20 protein-coding genes (1 of these 20 only partly in view) are annotated in these 22,688 nt (G+C 44.2%); 13 read left to right on the forward strand and 7 right to left on the reverse strand.

Translation table 11 applies throughout. The annotated features are described in order from the left end of the window. Together DLM75_RS13735 and DLM75_RS13740 are read left to right on the forward strand one after the other, a co-directional pair. A protein-coding gene (locus DLM75_RS13735; protein ID WP_118969057.1) for a methylmalonyl-CoA mutase family protein crosses the window boundary here: on the forward strand, positions 1 to 3,194 show its 3' portion. Its footprint begins 184 nt before the window's first position; only the last 3,194 of its 3,378 coding nucleotides appear in the window; its start codon lies beyond the left edge, outside the window; it ends in the stop codon at positions 3,192 to 3,194. A gap of 156 nt (positions 3,195 to 3,350) precedes the next feature. Beyond that, complete coding sequence (locus tag DLM75_RS13740) at positions 3,351 to 4,151, forward strand: YARHG domain-containing protein (protein WP_118969058.1); 801 nt, start codon at positions 3,351 to 3,353, stop codon at positions 4,149 to 4,151. Here DLM75_RS13740 and DLM75_RS13745 read toward each other — a convergent pair. Next, positions 4,148 to 4,678 (reverse strand): nucleoside 2-deoxyribosyltransferase, encoded by a 531-nt coding sequence (locus DLM75_RS13745; RefSeq protein WP_118969059.1) that lies wholly within the window; start codon positions 4,676 to 4,678, stop codon positions 4,148 to 4,150. The two genes, DLM75_RS13740 and DLM75_RS13745, sit on opposite strands and share 4 nt — an antisense overlap. Next, on the reverse strand, positions 4,675 to 6,357 hold the full coding sequence (ilvD, locus tag DLM75_RS13750) for a dihydroxy-acid dehydratase (RefSeq protein ID WP_118969060.1): 1,683 nt from the start codon (positions 6,355 to 6,357) through the stop codon (positions 4,675 to 4,677). Before ilvD ends, DLM75_RS13745 begins: the two co-directional genes overlap by 4 nt. Before the next feature lie 370 nt (positions 6,358 to 6,727). On the opposite strand from ilvD, the gene DLM75_RS13755 reads away from it, so the two are divergent. The 3 genes from DLM75_RS13755 (at position 6,728) to DLM75_RS13765 (ending at position 8,456) form a co-directional block, all read left to right on the forward strand. Next, positions 6,728 to 7,348 carry a glutathione S-transferase family protein gene (locus DLM75_RS13755; protein WP_241547921.1) on the forward strand — a complete coding sequence of 207 codons (621 nt, stop codon included), beginning with the start codon at positions 6,728 to 6,730 and terminating at the stop codon, positions 7,346 to 7,348. Continuing rightward, positions 7,348 to 7,884, forward strand: coding sequence for a metal-dependent hydrolase (locus DLM75_RS13760; RefSeq protein WP_118969062.1), 537 nt, complete (start codon positions 7,348 to 7,350; stop codon positions 7,882 to 7,884). Before DLM75_RS13755 ends, DLM75_RS13760 begins: the two co-directional genes overlap by 1 nt. A 281-nt stretch (positions 7,885 to 8,165) precedes the next feature. Then, positions 8,166 to 8,456 carry a YciI family protein gene (locus DLM75_RS13765; RefSeq protein WP_118969063.1) on the forward strand — a complete coding sequence of 97 codons (291 nt, stop codon included), beginning with the start codon at positions 8,166 to 8,168 and terminating at the stop codon, positions 8,454 to 8,456. Here the strand turns inward: DLM75_RS13765 and DLM75_RS13770 are convergent. The 3 genes from DLM75_RS13770 to DLM75_RS13780 all read right to left on the reverse strand — a co-directional run bounded on the left by DLM75_RS13770 (position 8,453) and on the right by DLM75_RS13780 (position 12,856). Continuing rightward, the gene (locus DLM75_RS13770) at positions 8,453 to 9,778 is read right to left on the reverse strand and encodes an adenylate/guanylate cyclase domain-containing protein (protein ID WP_118969064.1); all 1,326 of its coding nucleotides are present in this window, start codon (positions 9,776 to 9,778) and stop codon (positions 8,453 to 8,455) included. The genes DLM75_RS13765 and DLM75_RS13770 overlap by 4 nt on opposite strands. A gap of 121 nt (positions 9,779 to 9,899) precedes the next feature. Then, the gene (locus DLM75_RS13775; RefSeq protein WP_118969188.1) at positions 9,900 to 10,808 is read right to left on the reverse strand and encodes a glycosyltransferase family 2 protein; all 909 of its coding nucleotides are present in this window, start codon (positions 10,806 to 10,808) and stop codon (positions 9,900 to 9,902) included. Further along, a complete protein-coding gene (locus DLM75_RS13780) occupies positions 10,808 to 12,856 on the reverse strand; it encodes an O-antigen ligase family protein (protein ID WP_118969065.1) in 2,049 nt (682 codons plus the stop codon). Before DLM75_RS13780 ends, DLM75_RS13775 begins: the two co-directional genes overlap by 1 nt. Positions 12,857 to 13,000: 144 nt before the next feature. On the opposite strand from DLM75_RS13780, the gene DLM75_RS13785 reads away from it, so the two are divergent. The 6 genes from DLM75_RS13785 to DLM75_RS13810 all read left to right on the forward strand — a co-directional run bounded on the left by DLM75_RS13785 (position 13,001) and on the right by DLM75_RS13810 (position 17,868). Then, positions 13,001 to 13,303, forward strand: coding sequence for a sulfate transporter (locus DLM75_RS13785; RefSeq protein WP_118969189.1), 303 nt, complete (start codon positions 13,001 to 13,003; stop codon positions 13,301 to 13,303). Continuing rightward, positions 13,300 to 13,740: an LIC_11090 family protein gene (locus DLM75_RS13790; protein WP_118969066.1), complete on the forward strand. Its 441-nt coding sequence runs from the start codon at positions 13,300 to 13,302 to the stop codon at positions 13,738 to 13,740. The genes DLM75_RS13785 and DLM75_RS13790 overlap by 4 nt, the downstream gene beginning before the upstream one ends. Positions 13,741 to 13,821: 81 nt before the next feature. Beyond that, positions 13,822 to 14,769 (forward strand): MbnP family copper-binding protein, encoded by a 948-nt coding sequence (locus DLM75_RS13795; protein WP_118969067.1) that lies wholly within the window; start codon positions 13,822 to 13,824, stop codon positions 14,767 to 14,769. 45 nt (positions 14,770 to 14,814) lie between these two features. Continuing rightward, positions 14,815 to 16,014 (forward strand): MbnH family di-heme enzyme, encoded by a 1,200-nt coding sequence (locus DLM75_RS13800; RefSeq protein WP_118969068.1) that lies wholly within the window; start codon positions 14,815 to 14,817, stop codon positions 16,012 to 16,014. Continuing rightward, a complete protein-coding gene (gene lsa30, locus DLM75_RS13805) occupies positions 15,989 to 16,870 on the forward strand; it encodes a laminin/fibronectin-binding adhesin Lsa30 (RefSeq protein ID WP_118969069.1) in 882 nt (293 codons plus the stop codon). The genes DLM75_RS13800 and lsa30 overlap by 26 nt, the downstream gene beginning before the upstream one ends. Beyond that, the gene (locus DLM75_RS13810) at positions 16,870 to 17,868 is read left to right on the forward strand and encodes an LIC11086 family outer membrane transporter (protein WP_118969070.1); all 999 of its coding nucleotides are present in this window, start codon (positions 16,870 to 16,872) and stop codon (positions 17,866 to 17,868) included. The genes lsa30 and DLM75_RS13810 overlap by 1 nt, the downstream gene beginning before the upstream one ends. A gap of 497 nt (positions 17,869 to 18,365) precedes the next feature. On the opposite strand, the gene DLM75_RS13820 is transcribed toward DLM75_RS13810, so the two are convergent. Continuing rightward, positions 18,366 to 18,971: a hypothetical protein gene (locus DLM75_RS13820; RefSeq protein WP_429945469.1), complete on the reverse strand. Its 606-nt coding sequence runs from the start codon at positions 18,969 to 18,971 to the stop codon at positions 18,366 to 18,368. A gap of 23 nt (positions 18,972 to 18,994) precedes the next feature. After that, a complete protein-coding gene (locus DLM75_RS13825; RefSeq protein WP_118969191.1) occupies positions 18,995 to 19,999 on the reverse strand; it encodes an adhesin OmpL37 family surface protein in 1,005 nt (334 codons plus the stop codon). A 285-nt stretch (positions 20,000 to 20,284) separates the two neighbouring features. Here DLM75_RS13825 and DLM75_RS13830 point away from each other — a divergent pair, with 285 nt between their 5' ends. Together DLM75_RS13830 and DLM75_RS24550 are read left to right on the forward strand one after the other, a co-directional pair. Continuing rightward, on the forward strand, positions 20,285 to 21,436 hold the full coding sequence (locus DLM75_RS13830) for an IS481 family transposase (protein ID WP_429945470.1): 1,152 nt from the start codon (positions 20,285 to 20,287) through the stop codon (positions 21,434 to 21,436). A gap of 638 nt (positions 21,437 to 22,074) precedes the next feature. Continuing rightward, positions 22,075 to 22,683, forward strand: coding sequence for an LIC11966 family surface protein (locus DLM75_RS24550; RefSeq protein WP_174715089.1), 609 nt, complete (start codon positions 22,075 to 22,077; stop codon positions 22,681 to 22,683). Positions 22,684 to 22,688: the final 5 nt, after the last annotated feature.

Here is a 22,688-nt window from a genome sequence, read left to right on the forward strand (position 1 = left end):
ACGCACAGGGAATCGCGATCACGAGTTATCAGGGTGGTCACGTGGAATATTTCAAATATATGATAGACCTTTTGAAGGAAAAAGGCGCGGGTCATATCAAGGTATTCGGAGGCGGAGGAGGAACCATTCTTCCTTCCGAAATCAAAGAACTCGAAGCCTATGGGGTCGCAAGAATCTATTCTCCGGACGACGGAAGGGAACTTGGTCTTCAAGGAATGATCAACGATCTCATTTCCAAATCCGACTTCATTCCTCCCCTCACCTTCAACGGAACCCTTCACGCGTCTCTCAAAGAAAAAAATCCTTTAGCAATCGCTCAAACGATCACGCTCGTCGAAAATACGTTTGAAAGGGAAGGATTGGAAAAGTCGGCTCTGACGGAAAAACTCCAATTCCCACCTAGCTCAAAAAAAGTTCCGATCCTCGGAATCACTGGAACCGGAGGAGCGGGAAAGTCCTCTCTCACCGACGAACTTGTGCGAAGATTTTTGATCGACTTTCCGGAAAAGACGATCGCGATTCTTTCCGTAGATCCTTCCAAAAGAAAAACCGGAGGGGCGCTTCTTGGCGACCGAATCCGGATGAATTCCATCTCTCACGAAAGGGTTTATATGAGATCCTTCGCGACGAGAGAAGCGAATATTGCGCTTAACAAAAACGTAAAACGAAGTATCGAAGTTTTAAAAAGCGCCGGATTCGATCTGATCCTAGTCGAAACCGCGGGGATCGGCCAGAGCGATTCGGAAATCACAGAAGTCGCGGACGTGTCTCTTTACGTGATGACACCCGAATACGGAGCGGCGACCCAGCTCGAAAAGATCGACATGATCGACTACGCGGACCTGATCGCGATCAACAAGTTCGACAAACGAGGAGCACTCGACGCAATCCGAGACGTAAAAAAACAATACCAAAGATCCAGACAGTTGTTTCAAGAAAACGTGGATACAATGCCCGTCTTTGGAACGATCGCTTCTCAATTCAACGATCCCGGAACGAATAGCCTTTATAGCAATGTCATTCACGCAGTTTCCGAAAAATTGGAACTCGGATGGACGAGCACGTACGGAAAAGAAGCCGGCATGAGCGAAAAGATCTTCATCATTCCTCCGGACCGAGTGCGCTACCTCGCCGAAATTCGCGAAGAATGCAACCGCTACGATCAGATGACGGAAAAAGAATCGGCGAAGGCAAGAAAACTTTTTCAACTCGCGGGCGCACAGGAAGTCCTAAAATCCGCAGGTCAGGACACAAAAATTATAGAATTAGAATATTCTAAAATTGAAAGTTCTCTGAGCCCGGAGGCAAAACAGATTCTCGCGGCATGGGAATCCAAACTCAAAAACTATCAGGGAGAAAGTTTTACTTATAAGGTCCGAGACAAAGAAATCAAGGTCGCAAACAAAACGGAATCTCTGAGTCATTTACAAATTCCTAAGGTGGCGACTCCTAAGTTCAAAGACTGGGGAGAAATCGTACGTTGGTCCTTTCAAGAAAACTTCCCCGGAGAATTTCCGTACACAGCCGGAGTGTTCCCGTTTAAAAGAACCGGAGAGGATCCGACTCGTATGTTTGCCGGAGAAGGCGGCCCTGAGAGAACGAACGCGCGTTTTCACTACGTAAGTTTGGGAATGCCCGCACAACGTTTGTCCACCGCGTTCGATTCCGTGACTTTGTATGGAGAAGATCCCGGAGAAAGACCGGACATCTACGGAAAGATCGGAAACTCGGGAGTGAGCATCGCGACGCTTGACGACGCGAAAAAACTCTATTCCGGATTCGACCTCTGCAATCCGACGACCTCGGTATCGATGACGATCAACGGTCCGGCTCCGATGGTCCTCGCTTTCTTTATGAATACCGCAATCGATCAGGCTTGTGAAAAATATATCAAGGCGCAAGGAATCGAAACAGAGGTTCGTAAAAAGATAGAATCGATCTACAAAGAAAAAAATCTTCCGGTTCCCAAATACAACGCGGCGATCCCCGAAGGAAACGACGGTCTCGGTTTGCTACTTCTCGGAGTCACAGGCGATCAGGTTTTGGAAAAGGAAATCTATGAGAAGATCAAAACCGAAACACTAAAAGTCGTACGAGGAACGGTCCAAGCAGATATTCTTAAGGAAGACCAAGCGCAAAACACTTGTATCTTCTCCACAGAATTTGCGTTGAAGATGATGGGAGACATTCAGGAATTCTTCATCACCAAACAAGTGAGAAACTTTTATTCCGTTTCCATCTCAGGTTATCATATCGCGGAAGCAGGAGCGAATCCGATTACTCAGGTCGCCTTCACTCTCGCAAACGGTCTGACTTATGTGGAATATTTTCTCAGCAGAGGGATGAAAATCGACGACTTCGCCCCCAACCTTTCCTTCTTTTTTTCGAACGGAATCGATCCTGAATACGCGGTCATCGGTCGTGTTGCGAGAAGAATCTGGGCCAAAGCGATGAAATACAAATACGGTGCGAACGAACGCTCTTCGATGCTTAAGTATCATATCCAAACATCGGGAAGATCCTTACACGCGCAGGAAATCGCGTTCAACGATATCCGAACCACATTACAAGCGTTATACGCCATCTTCGATAATTGCAATTCTTTGCATACGAACGCATACGACGAGGCGATCACAACTCCGACTGAAGAATCTGTTCGTAGAGCGATGGCGATTCAGCTCATCATCAACCGGGAATTAGGACTCGCCAAAAACGAAAATCCGGGACAAGGCGCCTTTATCATCGAAGAACTCACCGACTTGGTGGAACAAGCGATCCTCGAAGAATTCCATAGAATTTCCGAAAGAGGCGGCGTTCTTGGAGCGATGGAGATGATGTATCAAAGAAACAAGATTCAAGAAGAATCCTTATATTACGAATCTCTAAAGCACAGCGGAGAATTTCCGGTCATCGGAGTAAACACGTTCTTAAGCAAGGAAGGATCTCCGACGATCATTCCCGAAGAGGTGATTCGTTCGACCGACGCTGAAAAACAGGATCAAATCAAGGCGCTTCGGGAATTTCAAAAAAGAAACGAAAATAGAAGCGCGTCTCGTCTCGAACAATTGAAAAAAGCGAGTCTCACGAACGGAAATATCTTTCAAGAGCTGATGGAAACTTCCAAAGTCGCTTCCCTCGGACAAATGACTCATTCTCTTTACGAGGTCGGCGGCCAGTATAGAAGAAGTATGTAAGAATTCTCGTCCGATTCGAACGATTTCGCGCAACGTTTGCGGTGTAGATTGTTGTAATGGATACCCTTGTCGAAGGAGAATTTTTCTTCCTTGGACGAGGGAGTTCAAAAAAGATCAAGACTTGCAATCGAGAAGTCATAAACAACGGACCGGAATATGAACCGCCAATTTTTCTTACTCTTTCTTTTACTCTTCTCTTTTTCCTTATTTTCCCAAACGGATAACGGAACGATCGAACAAATCATTCTCAAAAGAAATGAAATCTATGCCAAACAAGGCCACATATTCAAAAATCCTACCTTAGATTCGTATTTTAGAAAATTCGAATGGTATCGCCCGGTCTCGAAATCGCCGAAGTTGTCCAAAAAAGATCAGGCACTGGCCGAAAGCCTCCTTCAAAAAGAGAAGGAATTTGCCCAAGAATACACAAAATACCTTTCGGACGGTATAAGCTGGGATGAATCTAAATTAGAATATTATGAAACTGTGGAAAGAACGTTCTTAAAAAACGAATTCGTTCACAACCAGATCGACAAAAAGACGGGCGATATCCCCTATCGTTCGGAAGAAATTTTCATTACCGGAATCCGAACCACCGGTAAAAGCAACGACACAAACCTTCTTCGTACGATCGACCTTGCAAAAAGTGGTGAAATCGAATTCAAAAAATACTACACTGTCGCGCTTTCCCAAGATAAACGTTTTCGAAGAATTTTAGAATGTTCTATGGATTCTATCAATCAGGAGAATTGTTCCACAAAATACGTTTTGGAAAATGAAAAACTCGTTTTTGTTTCCCAGGCGATCCCGCAGACGAGTTACCTTTCCGAATGGATCTATGTCTATCTGGACGGAAACATATACAATACCCGATTCTACTTTAAAAGTATGGGAAAATTGGATAAAGAAATCGTAATCAATAACGACGAAAATTCCGTTCGAATTCGGATTTTCTAGTTGTTCTCTCGCCGTGCGAGGACTTTCAGTACGTCTTCGAATTCCCCTTCTATCAAAACTCCCTTAGCTTCAATCGAGTATTGTAGCATTAAATTGAGGGAGTTACCGAAGTCTTCGTTTAACAAATATCCGTCTTTGTCCATCTCGTAACCGGAAGAATGTGGAAATGTCGAAATCGATTTTTTGACGATTTCAGGAAGTGGTGGAAGCGATTTCGCATAACCGTAGATCGTTTTTTCGAGAGCGAACGCGTATCCGATTTCGAACGCGGTCCCGTCGTCCACGAGAGGACCTCGAAAGGAATTACAATTCGCTAATATAATATCGGATTTCCGAATCAAATCCAGATTTCCGAAAAAGATTTTTCGAGCGAGGTCTTGATTTCTTTCAGAGTCATTCGGAATATCCGAATCGAAGGGTGAAACGGCGAGAAATCCGTACGAAGAACAGAGGGATTTTCTTTCCTGCAGAACCGAAAGGGCTTCGGGTAAAAACACTTCCGGACCTGCAAGATAGATCGTTTTCAAAGGAGATTCGTAATGGCTCCGTTTGTAGCGGACTGAACCAACTTCGCATATTTCGCGAGAACTCCCGACTTGTAACGTGGTTCCATCGGTTTCCAGTTTTTCAGTCGTTTATCGATTTCTTCCTGGGAGACTTCCAATTGGAGAAGATTCTTCGTAGAATCGATCGTAACGGTGTCTCCGTTTTGAACGATCGCGATCGGCCCTCCGTCGAACGCCTCGGGAGAAATGTGCCCTACCACAAGACCGTGGGTTCCGCCGCTAAAACGGCCGTCCGTCATTAAACCGACATCCTCGCCTAACCCCTTACCGACGAGCGCGGAAGTGACCGCGAGCATTTCTCTCATTCCGGGTCCGCCTTTCGGGCCTTCGTATCGAATGATGATCACGTCGCCGGCCTTGATCTGATCGTTCATGATTGCGTTGAAGCAATCATCTTCAGATTCGAAAACTTTTGCGGGACCGGTGATCGAAATTTTTTTCAGTCCTGAAATTTTCGCAACGGCTCCGTCAGGCGCGAGGTTTCCTTTGAGAATCACGAGAGGACCGGAAGGATGCAGAGCGTCCGCTCTTTTATGAACGATCGTCTGATTCGGAACGAGGTCAGGCATGTCCTTCAAATTTTCCGCGATCGTCTTTCCGGTTACGGTCATACAATCTCCGTGGAGCATTCCTTCCTTGAGAAGATATTTCATCACTCCGTGAACGCCGCCGACTTTATCGAGATCGGTCATCGAATATTTTCCACCGGGTTTTAAATCCGCGAGGTGGGGAGTTTTTTTACTGATTCGATCAAAGTCTTCCAGAGTCAGCTCGACACCGATTTCCTTGGCGATCGCAATCAAATGAAGAACGGCATTGGTGGAACCACCTAACACAAGAACGACGGTGATCGCGTTTTCAAACGCCTTTTTGGTAAGAATCTGCTTTGGAGTGATGTTCTTTTTGATGAGTTCAATCAAAGCTTTACCTGCTTCGTAGCAGTCGTTCGACTTTCTCGAACTGACGGCGGGCATGGAAGCGGAACCGGGAAGACTCATCCCCAAGGCTTCGATCGCGGAAGACATGGTGTTCGCAGTGTACATTCCTCCACAACTTCCTGCGCCAGGGATCGCATTCTGTTCGATCCGGACGAATTCTTCTCTCGAAATTTTTCCGGCGTTGATTTGTCCCACCGCTTCGAAAACGGAGACGATATCCACGTCGTGTCCGTCGCAATTTCCGGGAAGAATCGTGCCGCCATAGACGAAGATCGAAGGAACGTCCACTCTGCAAAGCGCCATCAAACAACCGGGCATGTTCTTATCACAACCGCCGATCGCGATCACACCGTCATGTCTCATCGCGTTGGAAACGATTTCGATCGAATCGGCGATCACTTCTCTGGATGGAAGGGAAAAGTGCATTCCCTCATGTCCCATCATGATTCCGTCGGACACGGTGATCGTTCCGTAAATCTGAGGAACTCCTCCTGCGGCCCGAACGCCTTCTTTGACTTTTTCCGCGAGCTTATTGATATGAATATTGCAAGGAGTGATCTCGCTCCAGGTGGAGGCGATCCCGATCATCGGTTTTTGAAAGTCTTCGTTCGTAAATCCAACCGCACGAAGCATCGCGCGATTCGGGGCCCGGTTGTCCCCATCCGTAGTCATGTGGCTTCTTTTTTTTAAGTTATCACTCATATTTGGATCCTATCTGACTCTTTTCTCGTTCGCAAGGGCCTTACATTTTCAATAAACGCAGACTCAGGAGCGCACAACAAAGCTATTGTAAGTACAGTTTTGCCAACTCCCTTCGCCGTCAAATGGAAAAGCGCAAAGAAGCAGGTGGAATTTTCCGATTCTCACTCGAGTCAGAATCCTGGATCCTCGTTTGACTTCGAAGGTGCGGGGATACGATTTCAAAAATCCCTTGCGTGGATAAAAAAAGAAATACAGACTTCATCGGGTCAAAAAGATGTTTCCGAAAAAAGACCTTCTCTCTTCGAGGAGAGCTTTTGGAAACGTTTTGAGATTCGAAAACGATTCAGGAAAAAATAAAGGAGAATACCCTTTGGCTCCAAAATACAAAGTCTACGGAATGACGGTTTCCGGAAATTGCCACAAAGTAAAATCGATTCTCACTCTTCTGGATCTTCCCTTTGAATGGATTGAATTGGATACGAGAAAGGGAGAAACGAAGACGGAGGATTTTTTAAGAATCAATCCCAACGGAAAAATTCCGGTTCTTCAAATCAGCGATGGAACCAATATCTCCGAAAGCAACGCAATCCTTTATTATCTCGCGAGAGATACGAAATTTTTTTCCAACGATCTTTTGGAACAGACACGAATCTTAGAATGGATGTTCTTCGAACAATACAGTCACGAACCGTTCATAGCAGTCAATCGCTGGCTTCTCAAATTCGTTCCCGGAACGGCGAACGCCGAACAAATCGCAAACAATCATAGCAAAGGAACCAAGGCATTGGAAGTGATGGAAGCCCATCTACAAAATAAAGATTTTTTCGTGGGGAACCGACTCACAATTGCGGACATCGCTTTGTATGCCTATTCTCACGTCGCGGAAGACGGAGGCTTTTCCTTTGAAAATTTTCCCTTTGTCCGTAAATGGATGCATAACGTGAAAAACTATCCGAAAATGATCTCGATCGAATCGAAGGACACGCTCTAATGCCGACAATCATGACGCATACGGTCGTGCCGATCTCACTATGGCTCGCACTTGGAAAAAAGACGATTCCCGTTAAACTGCTCTTAGTCGGAATCTTTTTTTCAATTCTTCCGGACGCGGATGTAATCGCATTCAAATTAGGGATTCCTTATGAAGCCGACTTAGGTCATCGGGGTTTCAGCCATTCCATCGGATTCGCATTGTCGCTTTCCGTTTTTTCCTGCGTTCTTTTACGATGGTTTCAGGTGAAAGCAACCGTTCTGATCTCATTCTTATTTCTTTCGATTCTTTCCCACGGAGTTTTGGATGCGATGACGAGCGGAGGTCTGGGTGTAGGATTTCTGATCCCCTATTCTTCCGAACGATTTTTTTTCGACTACAGACCGATCCGCGTATCTCCGATCGGAATCAAAAACTTTTTGACCGCGAGAGGTTTGGTCGTATTCAAATCGGAGTTTCTTTTCGTTTGGATTCCGTTGTACATGCTCGCAGGTTTTCTTTTTCTCGCGAGGCGACTTCGAAGGAAGAATCCCTAAAATTCAATTTTTGATCGTTTACTTCCAGGAAGACTCCGATCTACGAATGCCTCCTCCCGTCGAGAAAGGAAGAATCTTCTTTTTTTCAACAAAGCGGTTTGTTTCACCTTTAGAAAAACCGATTTCAATGACGCAATCTATCGAGAGTGAATGAGTGAAAAGCCTCCATACATTTTGTAATTATAGAATTCGGAGAAATCCATTCTTTCTAAAAACAATGGACAGCGAAGCCCACGTTTCATTTTTGAAAGAAGAATCTAAATTCTTCTTAGGAATCAAGAATGAAACAGTTTATCGTTGTACTTCGTTATCTAACGCCGATTGAAATCGTAGATCAACACGTGGTCGAACACAGAGCGTTTCTCGCAAAAGGTTACGAACAAAAGATTCTTTTAGCATCGGGTCCGCAAGAACCGAGAAGCGGTGGGATTTTGATCGCGAGAGCGGAATCGAGAAAGGACCTGGAGGCGTTTTGCCACCAAGATCCTTTTTATACGAACGGAGTCGCCGAATATCAAATCATCGAGTGGAATCCGGTTAAATACCAAAAAGAATTCGAATTCTGGCTTTAGAGTTTCGCGAGTTCGTAAACGTCCACGGGTTCTTCTCTTCCCTTCACATGAATCGAAGAAAGATGTCTTCCTGGAACCTTGTCCTTTACGTTATCAAAAACCGCCTGTGTCACTAAGAATTTGGTAGCAAACTCCTTGTTGAGTTGTTCCACGCGCGAAGCAAGATTGACTACGTCACCGATGATCGTATATTCCTTGCGAGCTTCGGATCCAACGTTACCCGTCATTGCTTCACCGGAATGCAGACCGATTCCGATGTTGGTTTCAGGTATTTTACCTTCCAGGTTCAGCTGTTCCACCTTTTTTAAAATCGCCAAGGACGCATTGACCGCGTTGTGAATATCGTTTGCGCCGTCCGAGATCGGGGCGCCGAACACTGCCATAAAACCGTCTCCGAGAAATTTGTTAATCATTCCATTGTGCATATTCACGATGTCGATCAAGTGTGTGAAAAGATAGTTGAGATAGTCGATGACTTCTCCCGGAGAACGTTTTTCGGAGAATCTGGTAAAGTTACGGATATCCAAGAACATCACGCAGACGTGTTTGAACTCGGAAAAATTCTCGCTCTTTTGTTCCAAGAGACGATCCACAACCTCCGGAGAAACATACTGACCGAACATTCCTACAATCTTGTTCTTTTCCTGAACCGCCTCCGTAGCGGAAACCAAGGTTTTCTTTAACTGCATCGCGACCAAACCCGAAACGAAGCCTCCCATCAACAATAAAATCCCCTTCCCGAAAAAGGGCATAAAGGAATTGAAGATCTGCAGTTCGAACTTCATCTGATTCGCGGGAATATAAATAAAAGCTAATGCAAACAACTCCACTCCAGCGACCAAACCCGTAAAGACGCTCAAAGAAAATTCAAGACGGAGTACGGAAAGGATGATAAAGATAAAATAGATGTACGTCGCGGGAGAATAGAGCGGAATCACGGGGGAAGCGAATGAGTTGATGTTCAACCAAAGAAGAAGTGTGATGAAAGAAATCTCCACGAAGGCGTTTCCGAATCGCGCCGGAGGAAAGACAACTTTGCGCTTTTTCTGATAGGCTAGAAAAATCCGATACACAAAGTATTCGTACAAGGAAATCCCGAGTCCGGTAAGAACAATCGCCTCGAACGGAAGACGAACTCCGACTTCCTTCGTCATTCTCTCGCCGATTAGGAAGTAAACGACTCCGAGAACGAGACTCGCAACAAAAAAGAAGCGAAATAAAATTCTGGTTCGAACGATTTCACTTTTTAAAACTTCGAAAGAAAGGGCGTCCATCACGAGCATTTTTTTTCTTTGAATGAGTTCCTGAAAACCTTTGAGCATCACATATTCTCCAGTGGATCTCGATTTTTTATCGATAGAATCCAAGTTGGAAAACCATTTCACAACGGCATAAAAAGAAAACCAGAAATCGAATCAGAGATAAAAAACAAAACGAAGGAAATTAATTTTTAGTCCAGTTTTCGTCTGTGAGAAAGAATGATTGGATCTTTTTTCCGGACTCGGAAGCAAGACCTTCCTCTACGGTTCGTTCCCAGAGAAGATCTAACTCTGGATTCCAAACGTTTCTTTTGATTCTTCCTTGTCTTAATACATTCCACTTTATAAACAGAATGGCTTTCGCTTGTTCTCTTTGTTTTTCGGTCAATCGTTGCGTATTTAATAATTTTAGAATGGAGTAGATTCGAAATCGATCCATCACCGGATAGCGGAACGAAAGCTGATCCTCGTGTCCTCCGTAACGAATCAAAAGCTCTTCGTTTAACAACACGATTGGATTTTGAGAACTGATGCGTAACCAAAGATCGTAATCCTCACACGCGGGTAGGTTTTCGTCCATGCCGCCATTCTCCAGATACAGATCCTTTCTCAATAGAACGGAAGACGGTGTAACGGCGCAGAATTCCAAACTTTTGTCAAAGATCCAACCGTCTTTTTTTTGGAGATAGGCCGGAGGATTGACACGTTTGCCGTTTCGGATCCAAATTTCCAAGGATTGAAGAATTCGAATCTGAGGAAGCCCTTGCAGAGTTTCCCATTGTCTTTTCAGTTTTTCGGGCAACCATTCGTCGTCCGAATCGAGAAAGGCGATCCAATCATTTCGTGCCTCTTCCACTCCACGGTTTCTCGCAAAACTTACGCCCCGATGTTCAAGAGAAAGAATTCGGATTCTTTCCAAAGAATTTGAAAAACGTTCTCGGATATTGGAGACGGTCGCGTCCGTAGAACCGTCGTCCACAATCAGAATTTCCTGCGGCAAAACGGTTTGCTGAAGTACACTTTGGATCGCTTTCAAAACTTTTTCTTCCCGATTGTATGTGGGAATGACGACCGTGATCGGAAGAGAATTCATCAAAGACTTTTTTGGATCGAATATTGGGCGCAAATTTTCCGAGGTTCCGGATCCAAAACCTCGGAGCTCCAGAACCGAAGCGTTCGCCAACCATTTCGTTCTTCAGTGATTTTACATTCAAATTTTAGAATATTCTCACCTTCGATCGTTTGGAATTCAAGATCATCCATCGGAACCATCGTTTTCACGGTCGGATATACCACTCTATGTCCTCCCTCGATATCGACATTAGAAACTCCGTTGGAAAGATCCGAATTCGGGATTACACGATACGATTCGAACGTAGACACTAAAACGAGCCTGCTTTTTCCTTCCAAAATCCAGGCGAAGTCCTTCCTTTGTCCAGGAGGAAAGTAAATCCCGGACCGAAACATTTTTGTTGGGAAAAAGAAAATGGAGATTCCAAGTAAAAGCAGAACAACGATCGTGAATCTTAGAATATTTTCTTTTTTGAATATTCTACTTATAAAATTTAGAACAAATGCGGATTCATTTTTTCCAAAGAACACAAACAAGGCGATCCACTGTAGATAAACGGCTCGCAGATAGAACCATTCCTGAAAAAAAGAATAAACAAAAATCGCAACGACGGAACCGAAATAAACGGCGCGTTCTCCGATCGATTCTCCTTTTTCCATTTTTGAAAATGCGATCGAATCCAAAAGAAATCCCCAGAGGAGCGCGAAAAGGATTCCTCCAAAAACACCGAGCCCGGAAAAGATCTGAATCCACTGGTTGTGAGTCGTATGATACGGACTTCCTTTTCCGGTTTGATTGAGACAACATTCGTTGTACCATCCATAGGATTCGAAACCTCCGCCAAACAAGGGTTTGTTGAGAAAAAGTTTCCAACCCGCCTGGAAATGAGAAAGACGTTCCGGATCTTCCAATCCGAGTTTCGTATAAATGACCAGAATCGGAAATAAAATTCCGCAAATAATCAGAGCGATGATTCCGAAACGAACGATCGCTTTTTGAACCGTTTCGTTTGGAACCAACTTGAAAAAAAGAAAATAGAATCCCGCGCAAATCCAGAGAAGCGCAAAAGAAAACATTCCTCCCCTCGCACCGATCCAAACAAAAGTCAATCCAAGGAGAATCAGAATTCCGAAGGACAAAAGTAAGCGAATGTGAACTTTACTTGGATACGATTTGTTCTCCGGATTCTCCAATTCCTTTTTTTCAGTAATTCGAAATAGAAGATAGAATACGAAGGGCAATCCGGAAAGAAGGGAAACAGCGAACCAACTTCGGTTCCAATACAAGGATTGAATCGCAAACGGAGCTTGGATCTCCTTCATCCAAATAAAATAAGAATGAGGAAGTGCGACCAGTTTGTATCCGTCCAACCAAAGATGATATTCGTCTAACTTCGATTTTACGAATGGAAAAAAGAATTCGAGCCATCCGAACAAAACGGCTATCAATAGGCCGATCATTACCCCGAAAGCGAAGAATTCCAAAAGTCGATCCCGACCCTTTGTTTTCTCCAACCATTCCTTTCTTCCGTTCCAACCGATCCAAAAAAGAATTCCGATTCCGAGTAATTTGATCGGATACCAAGGTTCCAACTCCGTAGAATGTAAAAACCAAAACCATCCTTTTTGATAAAATCGGAGATCGAAAACGAGTTCCGGGTTGGATAACAAACTCAAGATTCCCGAGAGAAAAAAACCAAAGAGTAGAATTCCGATCGGACGTTTCCAAAACTCCATAGAAAAAACGGATCTTCCTAAAAGTTTTAGTTCTATGATTCCTCGAACCGACCAAAAAATCCAAAGGCAATCTTGGAGTTCTAAAAATCTTCCTCCCGGATGATTTCCAAAAAACAAGGAAGAAGACGCAAGAATCGCAGTGGCGACTAACGGAGAAAATAAGTCGATCCAAACAAATGCGAGAAACGATAAAGTGAAGAGGATTCTATATTTCCAAGGATAAAAACTCAACAGCGGTAGCAGAAGGATTCCGGCAAATCCGATCCAAAAAACCCTCTTCCATTGAGAACTCGAAACATGCGAGAAGAATGATTCGCGCTTCCGATTTTGCATACGGATACTGAAATCCGAACGGATTTTTTCCGAAACGATAAAACGATTCCGATTTGTGCGAGATTCGGATTCTCATTCCATAGGGGATTTTTTTGTTTCCATGAAAAACTCGCTTCTGAAATAGTTGTTTTAAAGTTCTCTTTTATGCAACAACTGGAAGAATCCACCATCTACCCCGATAAGAATGTATTTCGTGTCGAGTTTCGTAAGAATATTTGCTCTGTGGAATCGGAGGAAATTGAGATCATCCTTTCCCAGATTCGCGAAATCCGCCCCAGCTCCGTTCTTTTGGATCTAACGCCGGTCGTTGCAATTCCTTCGATGGTCCTCAACCGAATTCTAAAATTTATTTCCGACCTCAAGAAGGAACAAATTCAAATTTCGGAAGTTAAATTGAGCGAGGGTTTGCAGTTAGTGCTTTCCAAACTCAAGATCAATTTGGGATGAAACGTCTTCTTTCCATTTCCCTCTCGATCACGATCCTCTTTCAAGCGGTCGTATTTTCGAGCGGGCTTTTCGGTTGTGTTCTGGCTGAACAAGCAAAGATCTGCGAATGCAATCACGGAAGTAGAGTTCAAAAACACGCAAACCAAGAAGACGGTCGTTTTTCGAAAGGATCTCGTATCGCTTCAGAAGAAACTCATGATGTAAAAAAACTTCCGGATTGCCATTCCGCACAAGCGGGAGAAACGCATACTTGCGCTTGTAAAAAATCCGAAAACAAAGTTTCCAAGCTGAGCGCATTCTACTCCACTCTCTTTAACCCGGCTACTTTTTGGATCGTAGAACCGGTTTCCGATCTTCTTGAAATCATCGTATTCAAAGATTTGAATACGGGTATTCTTTCCGCTCTTTCCCTTCTCAAACCCCCTCAATTCTCCTAAATTTCGATTCCGCCTAGGAAAGAGAACCGAAGCTTTTTTAGGTTTATTCAATCGGTATTTATATTTTTCAGGAGAATTCTCATGACTAAAAAATTTTTAGTTTCATTTTCTATCGTATTTTTAGGACTTACGTTCCTTCACTGTCCCTGGGACAAAAAGAAGAACGACGACGATATGACGACTCTCGCGGCGATCGTCGCGTTAGGCGTCACACCGGGCATTCAATTTTCTGCATATGCGGGAACACAAAAGTTAGAATGCGGGCAGACTCTCAAAGGTCACGGACTTACGCTCGAATCCCTTCCCTTTATTCCGAATGCGCACATCGCGGAAAGTGTAACGTTTCAGTTGCATGACTTCCGGCTATTCGTTTATGGAGTGACTTTGATTGCCGCGGATGGAACCGAAATTCCTTTGAACCTGAACCAAGACGGTAAATTCCAATACGGAAACATCGCTCTTCTGGATTTCGAAAACAAAACCGGAAAATGTGATGGAACGACCGAAACAAACAATCTCGTCGCCGCCGGAGTGCCGATAGCGACTTACAAAGGTATTAAATTTACGGTCGGGCTTCCTGAAGACAAAAACCACTTAAACGCGGACAGCCAACCGTCTCCTTTGAATACGACGGGAATGTTCTGGAGTTGGACTTCCGGTTACAAATTCTTAAAATTGGATTTTGAAACCGCCGAAACCGGTGCCGCCGGAACCTCCGTCCATATCGGATCCGGAGATTGTACAGGAACGGGAAGTGCAAGTACCTGCCTTCGCGCGAACCGAATCCCAGTGACTTTGACCCCGGACGGCGGTTTTAATCCTGCGACTCAAACCGTTAAGATCAATGTTCAAGCTCTCTTACAAGGAATCGATCTTACCGCGGATGCAAACGGTGCGATGTGTATGTCGGGAACTGCAGGTATGATGGCTGTCGGTTGCCCTACTATCTTCCCGAATATCGGATTAAACCTAAATACCGGTTTGCCAATCACACCGGCCCAGACCGTTTTTTCGATCATCTCCAAATAGCCGAACACAACGCCCGGACTTTCCGGGCGTTGTTAGGAAAAGTATATGAAATTTTTAGTATATTCTATTTCTTTGATATTTTTGATTCAATGTGGATCCGGAATCCTTCCGATCGACCCTTTCAAAAAGAAAGAATCCAAAAATGACGAGGCCTTACTTTTACTGCTCTTGCCTCAGAATTCTTACGTTTGGAATCTGCCGAACGGTTTTCCTGTACCCTTAGTTCCGGCTTCCAATCCGATGACGCAGGAAAAGGTCGACTTGGGGAGATTCTTATTTTTTGATAAGCGACTTTCCGGAAATCAGACTCAATCCTGCGGTTCCTGCCACAAACAAGCGAAGGCTTACACGGACGGGCTCGTCACCGCGGTCGGTTCCACCGGAGACGTTCATCCTAGAAATTCGCAAGGAATCATCAACGTCGCCTACAACCTCCGCCAAACTTGGGTGAATCCAAACCTTCGAAATTTGGAGGATCAAATGTTGGTCCCGATCTTCGGGGAACATCCTGTAGAACTTGGACTCGCGAATAAGGAAAACGAAATGCTGGATCGACTTCGATCGGATAACAGATATCAGGCGATGTTCGCAAGCGCCTTTCCGGGAGGAGATCCTTTTTCCACTTCCAACGTGGTAAAGGCGATCGCCAGTTTTGAAAGGACTTTGATCTCGGGCCGTTCTCCCTATGACAAGTATCTTTACGACGGGGATATTTCGGCGCTCGGAAATTCTACGCAAAGGGCGTCGATCTTGCGCGGTGCGCAGATATTCTCCTCCGAAAAAGGGGAATGTTTTCACTGTCACGGAGGTTTTAATTTCTCCACCACAAGTGTTCACGTCGGAACGGTAACGGAAGAAGTTTCCTTTCACAACAACGGACTCTACAACATCGGAGGCAACGGAAGTTATCCAACGGGAAATCAAGGTCTTTTCGAGTTCTCGGGGCTCGCATCCGATAAGGGAAAATTCAGAGCACCATCGATTCGTAATGTGGAACTGACTGCTCCTTACATGCACGACGGTTCCATCGATACTCTGGAGAATGTAGTGGAGCACTATAACAACGGAGGAAGAAATATCGGGGCCGGCCCGAACGCAGGAGATGGAAGAATCAATCCAAATAAGAATAACTTCGTATTTGCAATCGGACTGACCGCCGGTGAGAAAACGGACCTTGTCAATTTTCTCAAAAGTTTAACCGATACGGAATTCGTGACCAATGCGAAAAACAGCGATCCGTTTTAGTCTCCTCTCGCTTTCGTTTCTTTTTTTCTCGTGCACGTTCGGCTCGGTCGGAGATTCGAGAAAAGAAGAAGCTCAGATGTTACAGAGGCTTTTGACCTTAATTGGACAAAGGCCGTCTACGTTTCAAACGAGCATTTATTTTACGGACGATCAACAGGACGTAAACATAGGCGCTTTCAGTCTGATTTCCGGAGCAACGACTTACAACTTACAGCTGTTAGCCGGATCAAAGATCGTTTGGGACGGGGTTGCGTTACGGGTCAATCCCAATCCGGTACCGACCGTTCCGGATCAAACTCGATCCATAGATCGAGACGAACATTCAGCGGCCTCTCATACTCCTTATACGGTTCCGTTGGATTTGCCGTTGACTTCTCCTTACGGAGCGGACTACGGAACCGGTTCTTTTACGGATACGAATCTGGAAGTAGTCAACGGATCGATTCTCACAGGCGACGTTCACTCTTCGGTAGTTCCCCCTATTCCAGGAATTCCTTCCGGTTATCTCGCTTCGGTAAAGTATAAGGTGCAATCCTTGGATCTTACGTTCCAGATCACGGCTCCGGGACCGATCAACACTTCGGTAAGAATTCAACTGGCACCCTTCGTAGTGGAGTTGTTTCCAAGATGCAGATTCGATATCGTACCGGAAAAACTCGGGAATTTTCCGGTGACTTGGAACCTGACCGGAATTCTTCAAGACCAAGGCGGGACGTCCCTCTTGAATTCTATTTCCGCCTTACCGAATCCGGTCAATATCAATCCGTATCAAAACGGGAATCTCTACAATCTCATTTTGGCCAACTTTCGACAGCAAGACCGAGTCTTGTATCAAACTGGATGCACCCTATTTTAATGAAACAGAATATTCTAATTTTACCGATTCTTTGTTCTTTTTTATTTCCTCTTTCCATTTCGGCTCATCACACGGGAATGGGAGGAAGCGACCAAGCCTCCACTCGTTTTGTCGATCCGTTCACTGGGAAAAGGGAAAAGCCCGCGAACTACTTCGTATTAACCCAGGATTTTTACAAACAAACAAACGAAAACAGCAATATTCACACGACGACCTTCTACGGAGAGATGAATCTTAAGAACGGGATGTTTGCGATCAACCTAAGCACCCCGTATACCTATTACGAACAAAAGGATCGATCCGACGCGGCTCGTATCGGCAAAACATATATCGGAATGAAATATCTTCCTTTGATCGACTTCCAAAAAAACTACTTTATAGTCTTCAGCGCGAACGTGGGATTCCCTTCCGGTCAGGATACGGATAAGTTCACGGGAGGGAATTATTACTCCGGAATTCCGGGCGTGACTCTCGGCTATCTTCTGGGAAAGTTCAGCTTTGTGACAAGAGTTAGCGGAATCTTTCCTCTTTCAAAATCACAACCGAACAACTTACAAGACAATGACGGAATCGCTTACTGGCTCCGAAATCCGTCGTCTTCCGCTCCGGAAGAAACATACCTACTCAAAAAAACGACTTTGATTTCGGGTTACATCACTTGGCTCTGGAGACCGGGACTTTCCTTTTTTGCGGGCTATCTCTATAGAACTCCTTACGAAGGAGTCGATCTCAAAAGAACGGATCAAGGAAAAGTACCGTCGATCTTTCGAGAAGTGAGTTTCGGATTTTCCGCGAATGTTTCCGAAAAACTCAACTTCAACTTGGCCTATCGATATCCTCTCCTTCGAGGCGAAGAACAACGATTATACGATTATGCGATTACAGCCGCGGTCTCGATAGAAATCTCGGGACTGGAGAATGAGGAGACGGGAGAAAAAAAAGAATCCGAAGCGAAAGTGGAAAGAAGGCCGGAAGACGAAAAAAAAGAGGAGAATTAAGAATCAAAGGCCAATCCGAATCCAGTGGACTTAGTTCCTACGAGACGTCGGCCGACCTCGTTCCCCTTCCAAATCGGATTTTAGACTCCAAAGAAAGGCGGCCTTTTTAGGCTACAATGACTCAGAAACTCAACCGATTCTTTTTCATCCGAACATACGAAAGAGAACAACGGTCTCGTGAAAACGAGATCGAAAGAAATGTTGTTTCTATCCCTTGATGAAGATCTGTCTTTCATTCCATCGACTCCGTTTGGCTTCGACCTAACGATCTTCCTCAAAGGAAATCCACGATCCTTCCCGAAGACGAGTTGTTCTGCAGAACCCAACGAACGTCTTAAATCGTCTCCGGTTGTGATCGTTTCCAACGTTCGATCGGAAGGAAGTTCAATCTTATGTTCTAGGACCATGCAATCAAAGCGTCTACAAGAACGTTGAACTTTCCACGTTGTAAAATTCGGATCACAAACACGAATTAAGCGATCTCGAAAAGAGGCGTTTTACGATTTGATTTTCTTTTTTAGAATTCCTTCATACCCTTTCGGAGGATCAAGATCCAAAGAATCCAAAGCTTTCAAAGAATATTGAATCGATCTTCCGTACAGAACAAGCGCATAGAAATCATTACGATCTCGATCGAACTTTTCTGCCTGGTTGAATTCTTCTTTTGCCATTCGAAAATAGTTGGAAGACTTCTCTTCGTCTTTTGCCGAAATCGGAGTTTCATCGGAATGATTTTTCTTTTGAAGATAGGCTTCGGAATAACGTACGATTAGATTTTTCGCGGAAAGCTTTCCTTCCGCCGCAAATTCGGAAGTGATCTGAGGAACCGCTCGTTCTAAAAGTAATAAAGATTCTTCTCTTTCTTGAGAACTACCGGAGCGTGCAAAGTTCTGAAAACGTTCTTTTAGATTTTGAAGTTTTGACCAGTTCTCGTCTTGTTTTCGAAACGGAATCGCCTTCTTGGATTCTTCCAATATTTTAATCTTCCGTTCGATCGATTTTTTCTTTTCCCGAAAAGAAACCGATCCAGCATCTAAGAGTCCTTGGAAAACGAAAATGCAGACCAAATAAAAAAAGAAAATTTTCGCGGACCGATTCATCAATTTTTTCCTTTCGAGATCGATTCTTAGTTTCCGGTTTTTGCCGGGATCGGTGGAAGCGTTTCTTTTTGAATCATGTCGTCGGTTTTGATTTCATCATTGCTCATATCCATAAAAGAAACTCTCCCCGATGTGATGAAGGAATAGTTATCATCATGAATTTCTAAAATATCGATCGGCTTATCCTTGGATTCTCCCGGAGGAACGATTTTTCTTTGGATCAGATCGTTGTCGATAAAATTGATCAATGTATTTCGGATTCTTTCATAATCGGAAATGTTTTCCTTTTCTGCCGCCGCTCTGATATCGTCGAGGTTGACGAATTGATATTCCGGTTTGTCTTCGGCAGGAGTTTTTGATGCGATCATCGCAAGGAGCGCAAATCTTCTCGCTCTTCTTGCGATCTTAATTCCTTCGCTATGAAGCAAGAGTTTGTAACGGAATTGATACGGAGCGGAATTGTATGCGGTCGTAAAATGATCTTCGGAACTTTTGAGATCGCGAAAACCCAATCGGAGGAGATGTTGTGCGATCTTATCGTTACTTCTTACGATCAAAGGTGAAGCGTATTCCAGGATGACTCTCGAATTTTGAAGATATTGTTCGTGCGTCGCCTGATACAGATCCTTCATTTCTCCTTGAGCTCCGCGGAGATTCTTAAAAGAAAGACTGTAATTGCTCTGATAATACCACATGTTTCCGTTGAAGTCGAATTGATTCGCTTTTTTCAAACTCGTATAGGATGGAAGCGCATTCAACTTTTTATAAACTTCTTCCTTTCCCGAACTCGTTTGTGTGGAAGTGGTCGCACCCGCTTCCGCCTTCGTGTTGTTTGGCGGCGTTTTATCAACCGTTGCGCCCTCTTCGAAGGCCGGGGCAAGATTGCTCACGCAGATATTGATGAACTTCAGGTTGATCTTATTTTCACCAATCAATATTCCAAGATTAGTTTGGTCCGGGGAAACGGCCCACAAAAGACCGCCGGAAACGGAGATGATTAGGATCAGTGCTTTTTGAATTCTGGAAACCATGGCTTTCTCTACTCTTTTATATCGGCCTTCCCCCCTTTTTCCCAGGAAAAAAAGCTTAGAATTCTGTGATTTGGTGTGTGGAAATACTGTAGTAAAAAGGATCCCATTTCCAAAACCAGAATCCTTACCTTCAAACATTTTGCTTCTCAAGAAGAATCCGTCGTAACTCCGACGCCTCTCTGTAAAAGATCGCCCCGCCCAAAGGTACAAACCGGAGACATGGGTAACAAAATAGACCGGGAACATAGGTAACACTCAAAATGCTGGCAAAGGAGGAAAAAACCTTTGCCCTGGAAAGAGGTGTCACCCATGGACGAGAGAGTAAAATTCATAGCGGCGGTCTGCGATGGAAATATATCGATGACTTCGCTCTGCGAGACTTTTGGAATCAGCCGAAAGACAGATTACAAATGGTTGGAACGATATCGGAAGGAAGGCCCGAACGGACTCTTGGAAAAGAGTAGAACTCCGCATTCGAATCCGAATCGAGTAGGATTTGCGGAGGAAAGAATGATCCTCGCTCTTCGAAAGAGACATCCGACTTGGGGTCCAAAGAAGTTACTGGTGATCTTAGAAGGAAGTAATCCCGAGATCATCTGGCCTTCTGCGAGCACGATCGGAAACATTCTCCAAAAAAGAGGCTTTGTAAAACCCAGAAAGAGAAAACGAGGAGTGATTCCTCCTTCGGAACCGTTTCGAGGATATGATCATCCGAATGCGGTCTGGTGTGCGGACTTCAAAGGAGATTTTAAATTAAGGGATGGAATCCGTTGTTATCCTCTTACGATCTCCGATGGATTCAGTAGATTCTTACTTTGTTGTAAAGGGCTCTCAGGAACAAGAACTTACGAGACGAAGAGAGAATTCGAAAGATGCTTTCGAGAATACGGACTCCCGAATGCGATCAGAACGGACAATGGAATTCCTTTTGCGGCCGGTTCAGGACTTTCCTTACTCTCCACTTGGTGGATCAAGTTAGGAATCTTTCCGGAGAGGATTCGTCCGGGAAAACCTCAAGAGAACGGAAGACACGAGAGAATGCATAGAACTCTCAAAGCGGAAGCCGTTTACCCGATTCGTTCTTCTATGAGACAACAACAGAAGTCTTTCGATCGTTTTCGAGTTGAATACAACAGAGAACGACCTCACGAAGCTTTAGGTCAAAAGCCCCCTTCTCAAGTTTATACTTATTCTCAGAGAGAATTCCCGAATCGTCTTCCGGAGATTTCTTATCCGGATCATTTTGAGATTCGAAAGGTGGACGAAGGTTGTTTTTACTGGAAAAATCAGAGATACTTTATTACTAAGAGTTTGGCTGGGGAAAAAATTGGGTTCGAGCCCATCGAGGATGGTCTCTGGAAGATCTTCTTCAGCTTTGTAACAATCGGTTACTTCAACGAACACACGAAGAAAGTAACAAAGACTTTAAAAGTGTAACCCATGTCTCTGGTCTAAAGTGTTACCTATGTTCCAGGATGTACAAAATCTTGGGTGGAGGGGAGCGGCGGCGGGAAAACTCCGGAGATTTTTCCTTTACCACAGTTTTCTTATTTTGCAAGCAGAAACCTCGTTGTAGGAACTCCTAAAGACGATCCTTCTCAAGACGTTTTTCGATTTCACCGGTCTCTCAATTTTTGGGTAGGCCTACCCAAAATCCGGTCGAACAGAGTTCAATTCGAACGGATTTCGTCCCATTCGTTCGATCTTACTCTAAAAAAATCCCATGCGAGATTGCATGAAAAAGACTGCTCGGGAAACATTTAAGAAAAGAAAGTTCCCATCACATAAACGTAAACACACAAGAAAAGCTCTGCCCAAGCTTACCTTCCCAAGATCCGCTTTTCAATGATCGATCCTTTCAATAACACGAATAGGAAAAATCAAATTACGAATCTGCTTTTCTGGTAAGATCTGCTTTTTATCAGAGGAGTCGAAAATTCAACAGGTACGAAGAAATTCGTGCACACAAAATTTTTTGCACTCCTATTCTTCAAAAGAAAATAATCTTTATTAGATGATAAATTCTCCGTTTACAATACTCTTGATTGCCAGAAAATACTTGTTAAATCCGAGGAATGAAAAATACAAAGTATATTATATTATTTGCAACTGTTTGTTGCATTCTCCTTTTTTCCGCCTGCAACACGCAGAATCCGGTCGATTACAACAATAAGATCATCGATACGGTCAACAAAGCAGGCGAAGACCTAGATGCTATGAACGAGGCGATGTCAAAGGAAGATTTCACATCGGCAGAATCGATTCGCAAACAATGGGAAGCAAAACTGGTAAAGGCCCTCGAAGAGCTTAAGACAACAAAAGATTTCAAAGGGAAGAGTGATTTAAAAAATGCAGGAATCGCTTCCATTGAATTGTATCAGAAAATCGTAGGATCCGACTACAAAAGCCTGATCGAGCTCAGACTCAGTCTTAAAAGCGGAGCCAAAGTCAACGAGACACAAATCGACGCACTTCTTGAGAATATCGTTCGTAATCTTGAAAAAGCCACGAACGATTTGAAGGCGGCTTCAGACAGATTCGAACAGGAATTTACGAAACCAAAACAGAACCATTCTCTAAAATATAAAAACACTTTCTTGTTACAAGACCGGATAACGTCAACAAGGAGTAAGGAAACAACTCTCTTTATTCCAATTTCCGTTTTTCGGTCTCTTTTTTTATAATAATT

This window comes from Leptospira stimsonii, from assembly GCF_003545885.1.
In the GTDB taxonomy this organism is placed as follows: domain Bacteria; phylum Spirochaetota; class Leptospiria; order Leptospirales; family Leptospiraceae; genus Leptospira; species Leptospira stimsonii.

What these genes read in the sequence shown, in the direction of transcription:
- DLM75_RS24550 (WP_174715089.1), top strand. Translation starts at nt 22,075, where the DNA reads ATGAAAAATACAAAGTATATTATATTATTTGCAACTGTTTGTTGCATT.
- DLM75_RS13825 (WP_118969191.1), bottom strand. Translation starts at nt 19,999, where the DNA reads ATGGTTTCCAGAATTCAAAAAGCACTGATCCTAATCATCTCCGTTTCC.
- lsa30 (WP_118969069.1), top strand. Translation starts at nt 15,989, where the DNA reads ATGCGAAAAACAGCGATCCGTTTTAGTCTCCTCTCGCTTTCGTTTCTT.
- DLM75_RS13800 (WP_118969068.1), top strand. Translation starts at nt 14,815, where the DNA reads ATGAAATTTTTAGTATATTCTATTTCTTTGATATTTTTGATTCAATGT.
- DLM75_RS13810 (WP_118969070.1), top strand. Translation starts at nt 16,870, where the DNA reads ATGAAACAGAATATTCTAATTTTACCGATTCTTTGTTCTTTTTTATTT.
- DLM75_RS13785 (WP_118969189.1), top strand. Translation starts at nt 13,001, where the DNA reads ATGCAACAACTGGAAGAATCCACCATCTACCCCGATAAGAATGTATTT.
- DLM75_RS13740 (WP_118969058.1), top strand. Translation starts at nt 3,351, where the DNA reads ATGAACCGCCAATTTTTCTTACTCTTTCTTTTACTCTTCTCTTTTTCC.
- DLM75_RS13780 (WP_118969065.1), bottom strand. Translation starts at nt 12,856, where the DNA reads ATGCAAAATCGGAAGCGCGAATCATTCTTCTCGCATGTTTCGAGTTCT.
- DLM75_RS13770 (WP_118969064.1), bottom strand. Translation starts at nt 9,778, where the DNA reads ATGCTCAAAGGTTTTCAGGAACTCATTCAAAGAAAAAAAATGCTCGTG.
- DLM75_RS13775 (WP_118969188.1), bottom strand. Translation starts at nt 10,808, where the DNA reads ATGAATTCTCTTCCGATCACGGTCGTCATTCCCACATACAATCGGGAA.
- ilvD (WP_118969060.1), bottom strand. Translation starts at nt 6,357, where the DNA reads ATGAGTGATAACTTAAAAAAAAGAAGCCACATGACTACGGATGGGGAC.
- DLM75_RS13795 (WP_118969067.1), top strand. Translation starts at nt 13,822, where the DNA reads ATGACTAAAAAATTTTTAGTTTCATTTTCTATCGTATTTTTAGGACTT.
- DLM75_RS13765 (WP_118969063.1), top strand. Translation starts at nt 8,166, where the DNA reads ATGAAACAGTTTATCGTTGTACTTCGTTATCTAACGCCGATTGAAATC.
- DLM75_RS13760 (WP_118969062.1), top strand. Translation starts at nt 7,348, where the DNA reads ATGCCGACAATCATGACGCATACGGTCGTGCCGATCTCACTATGGCTC.
- DLM75_RS13790 (WP_118969066.1), top strand. Translation starts at nt 13,300, where the DNA reads ATGAAACGTCTTCTTTCCATTTCCCTCTCGATCACGATCCTCTTTCAA.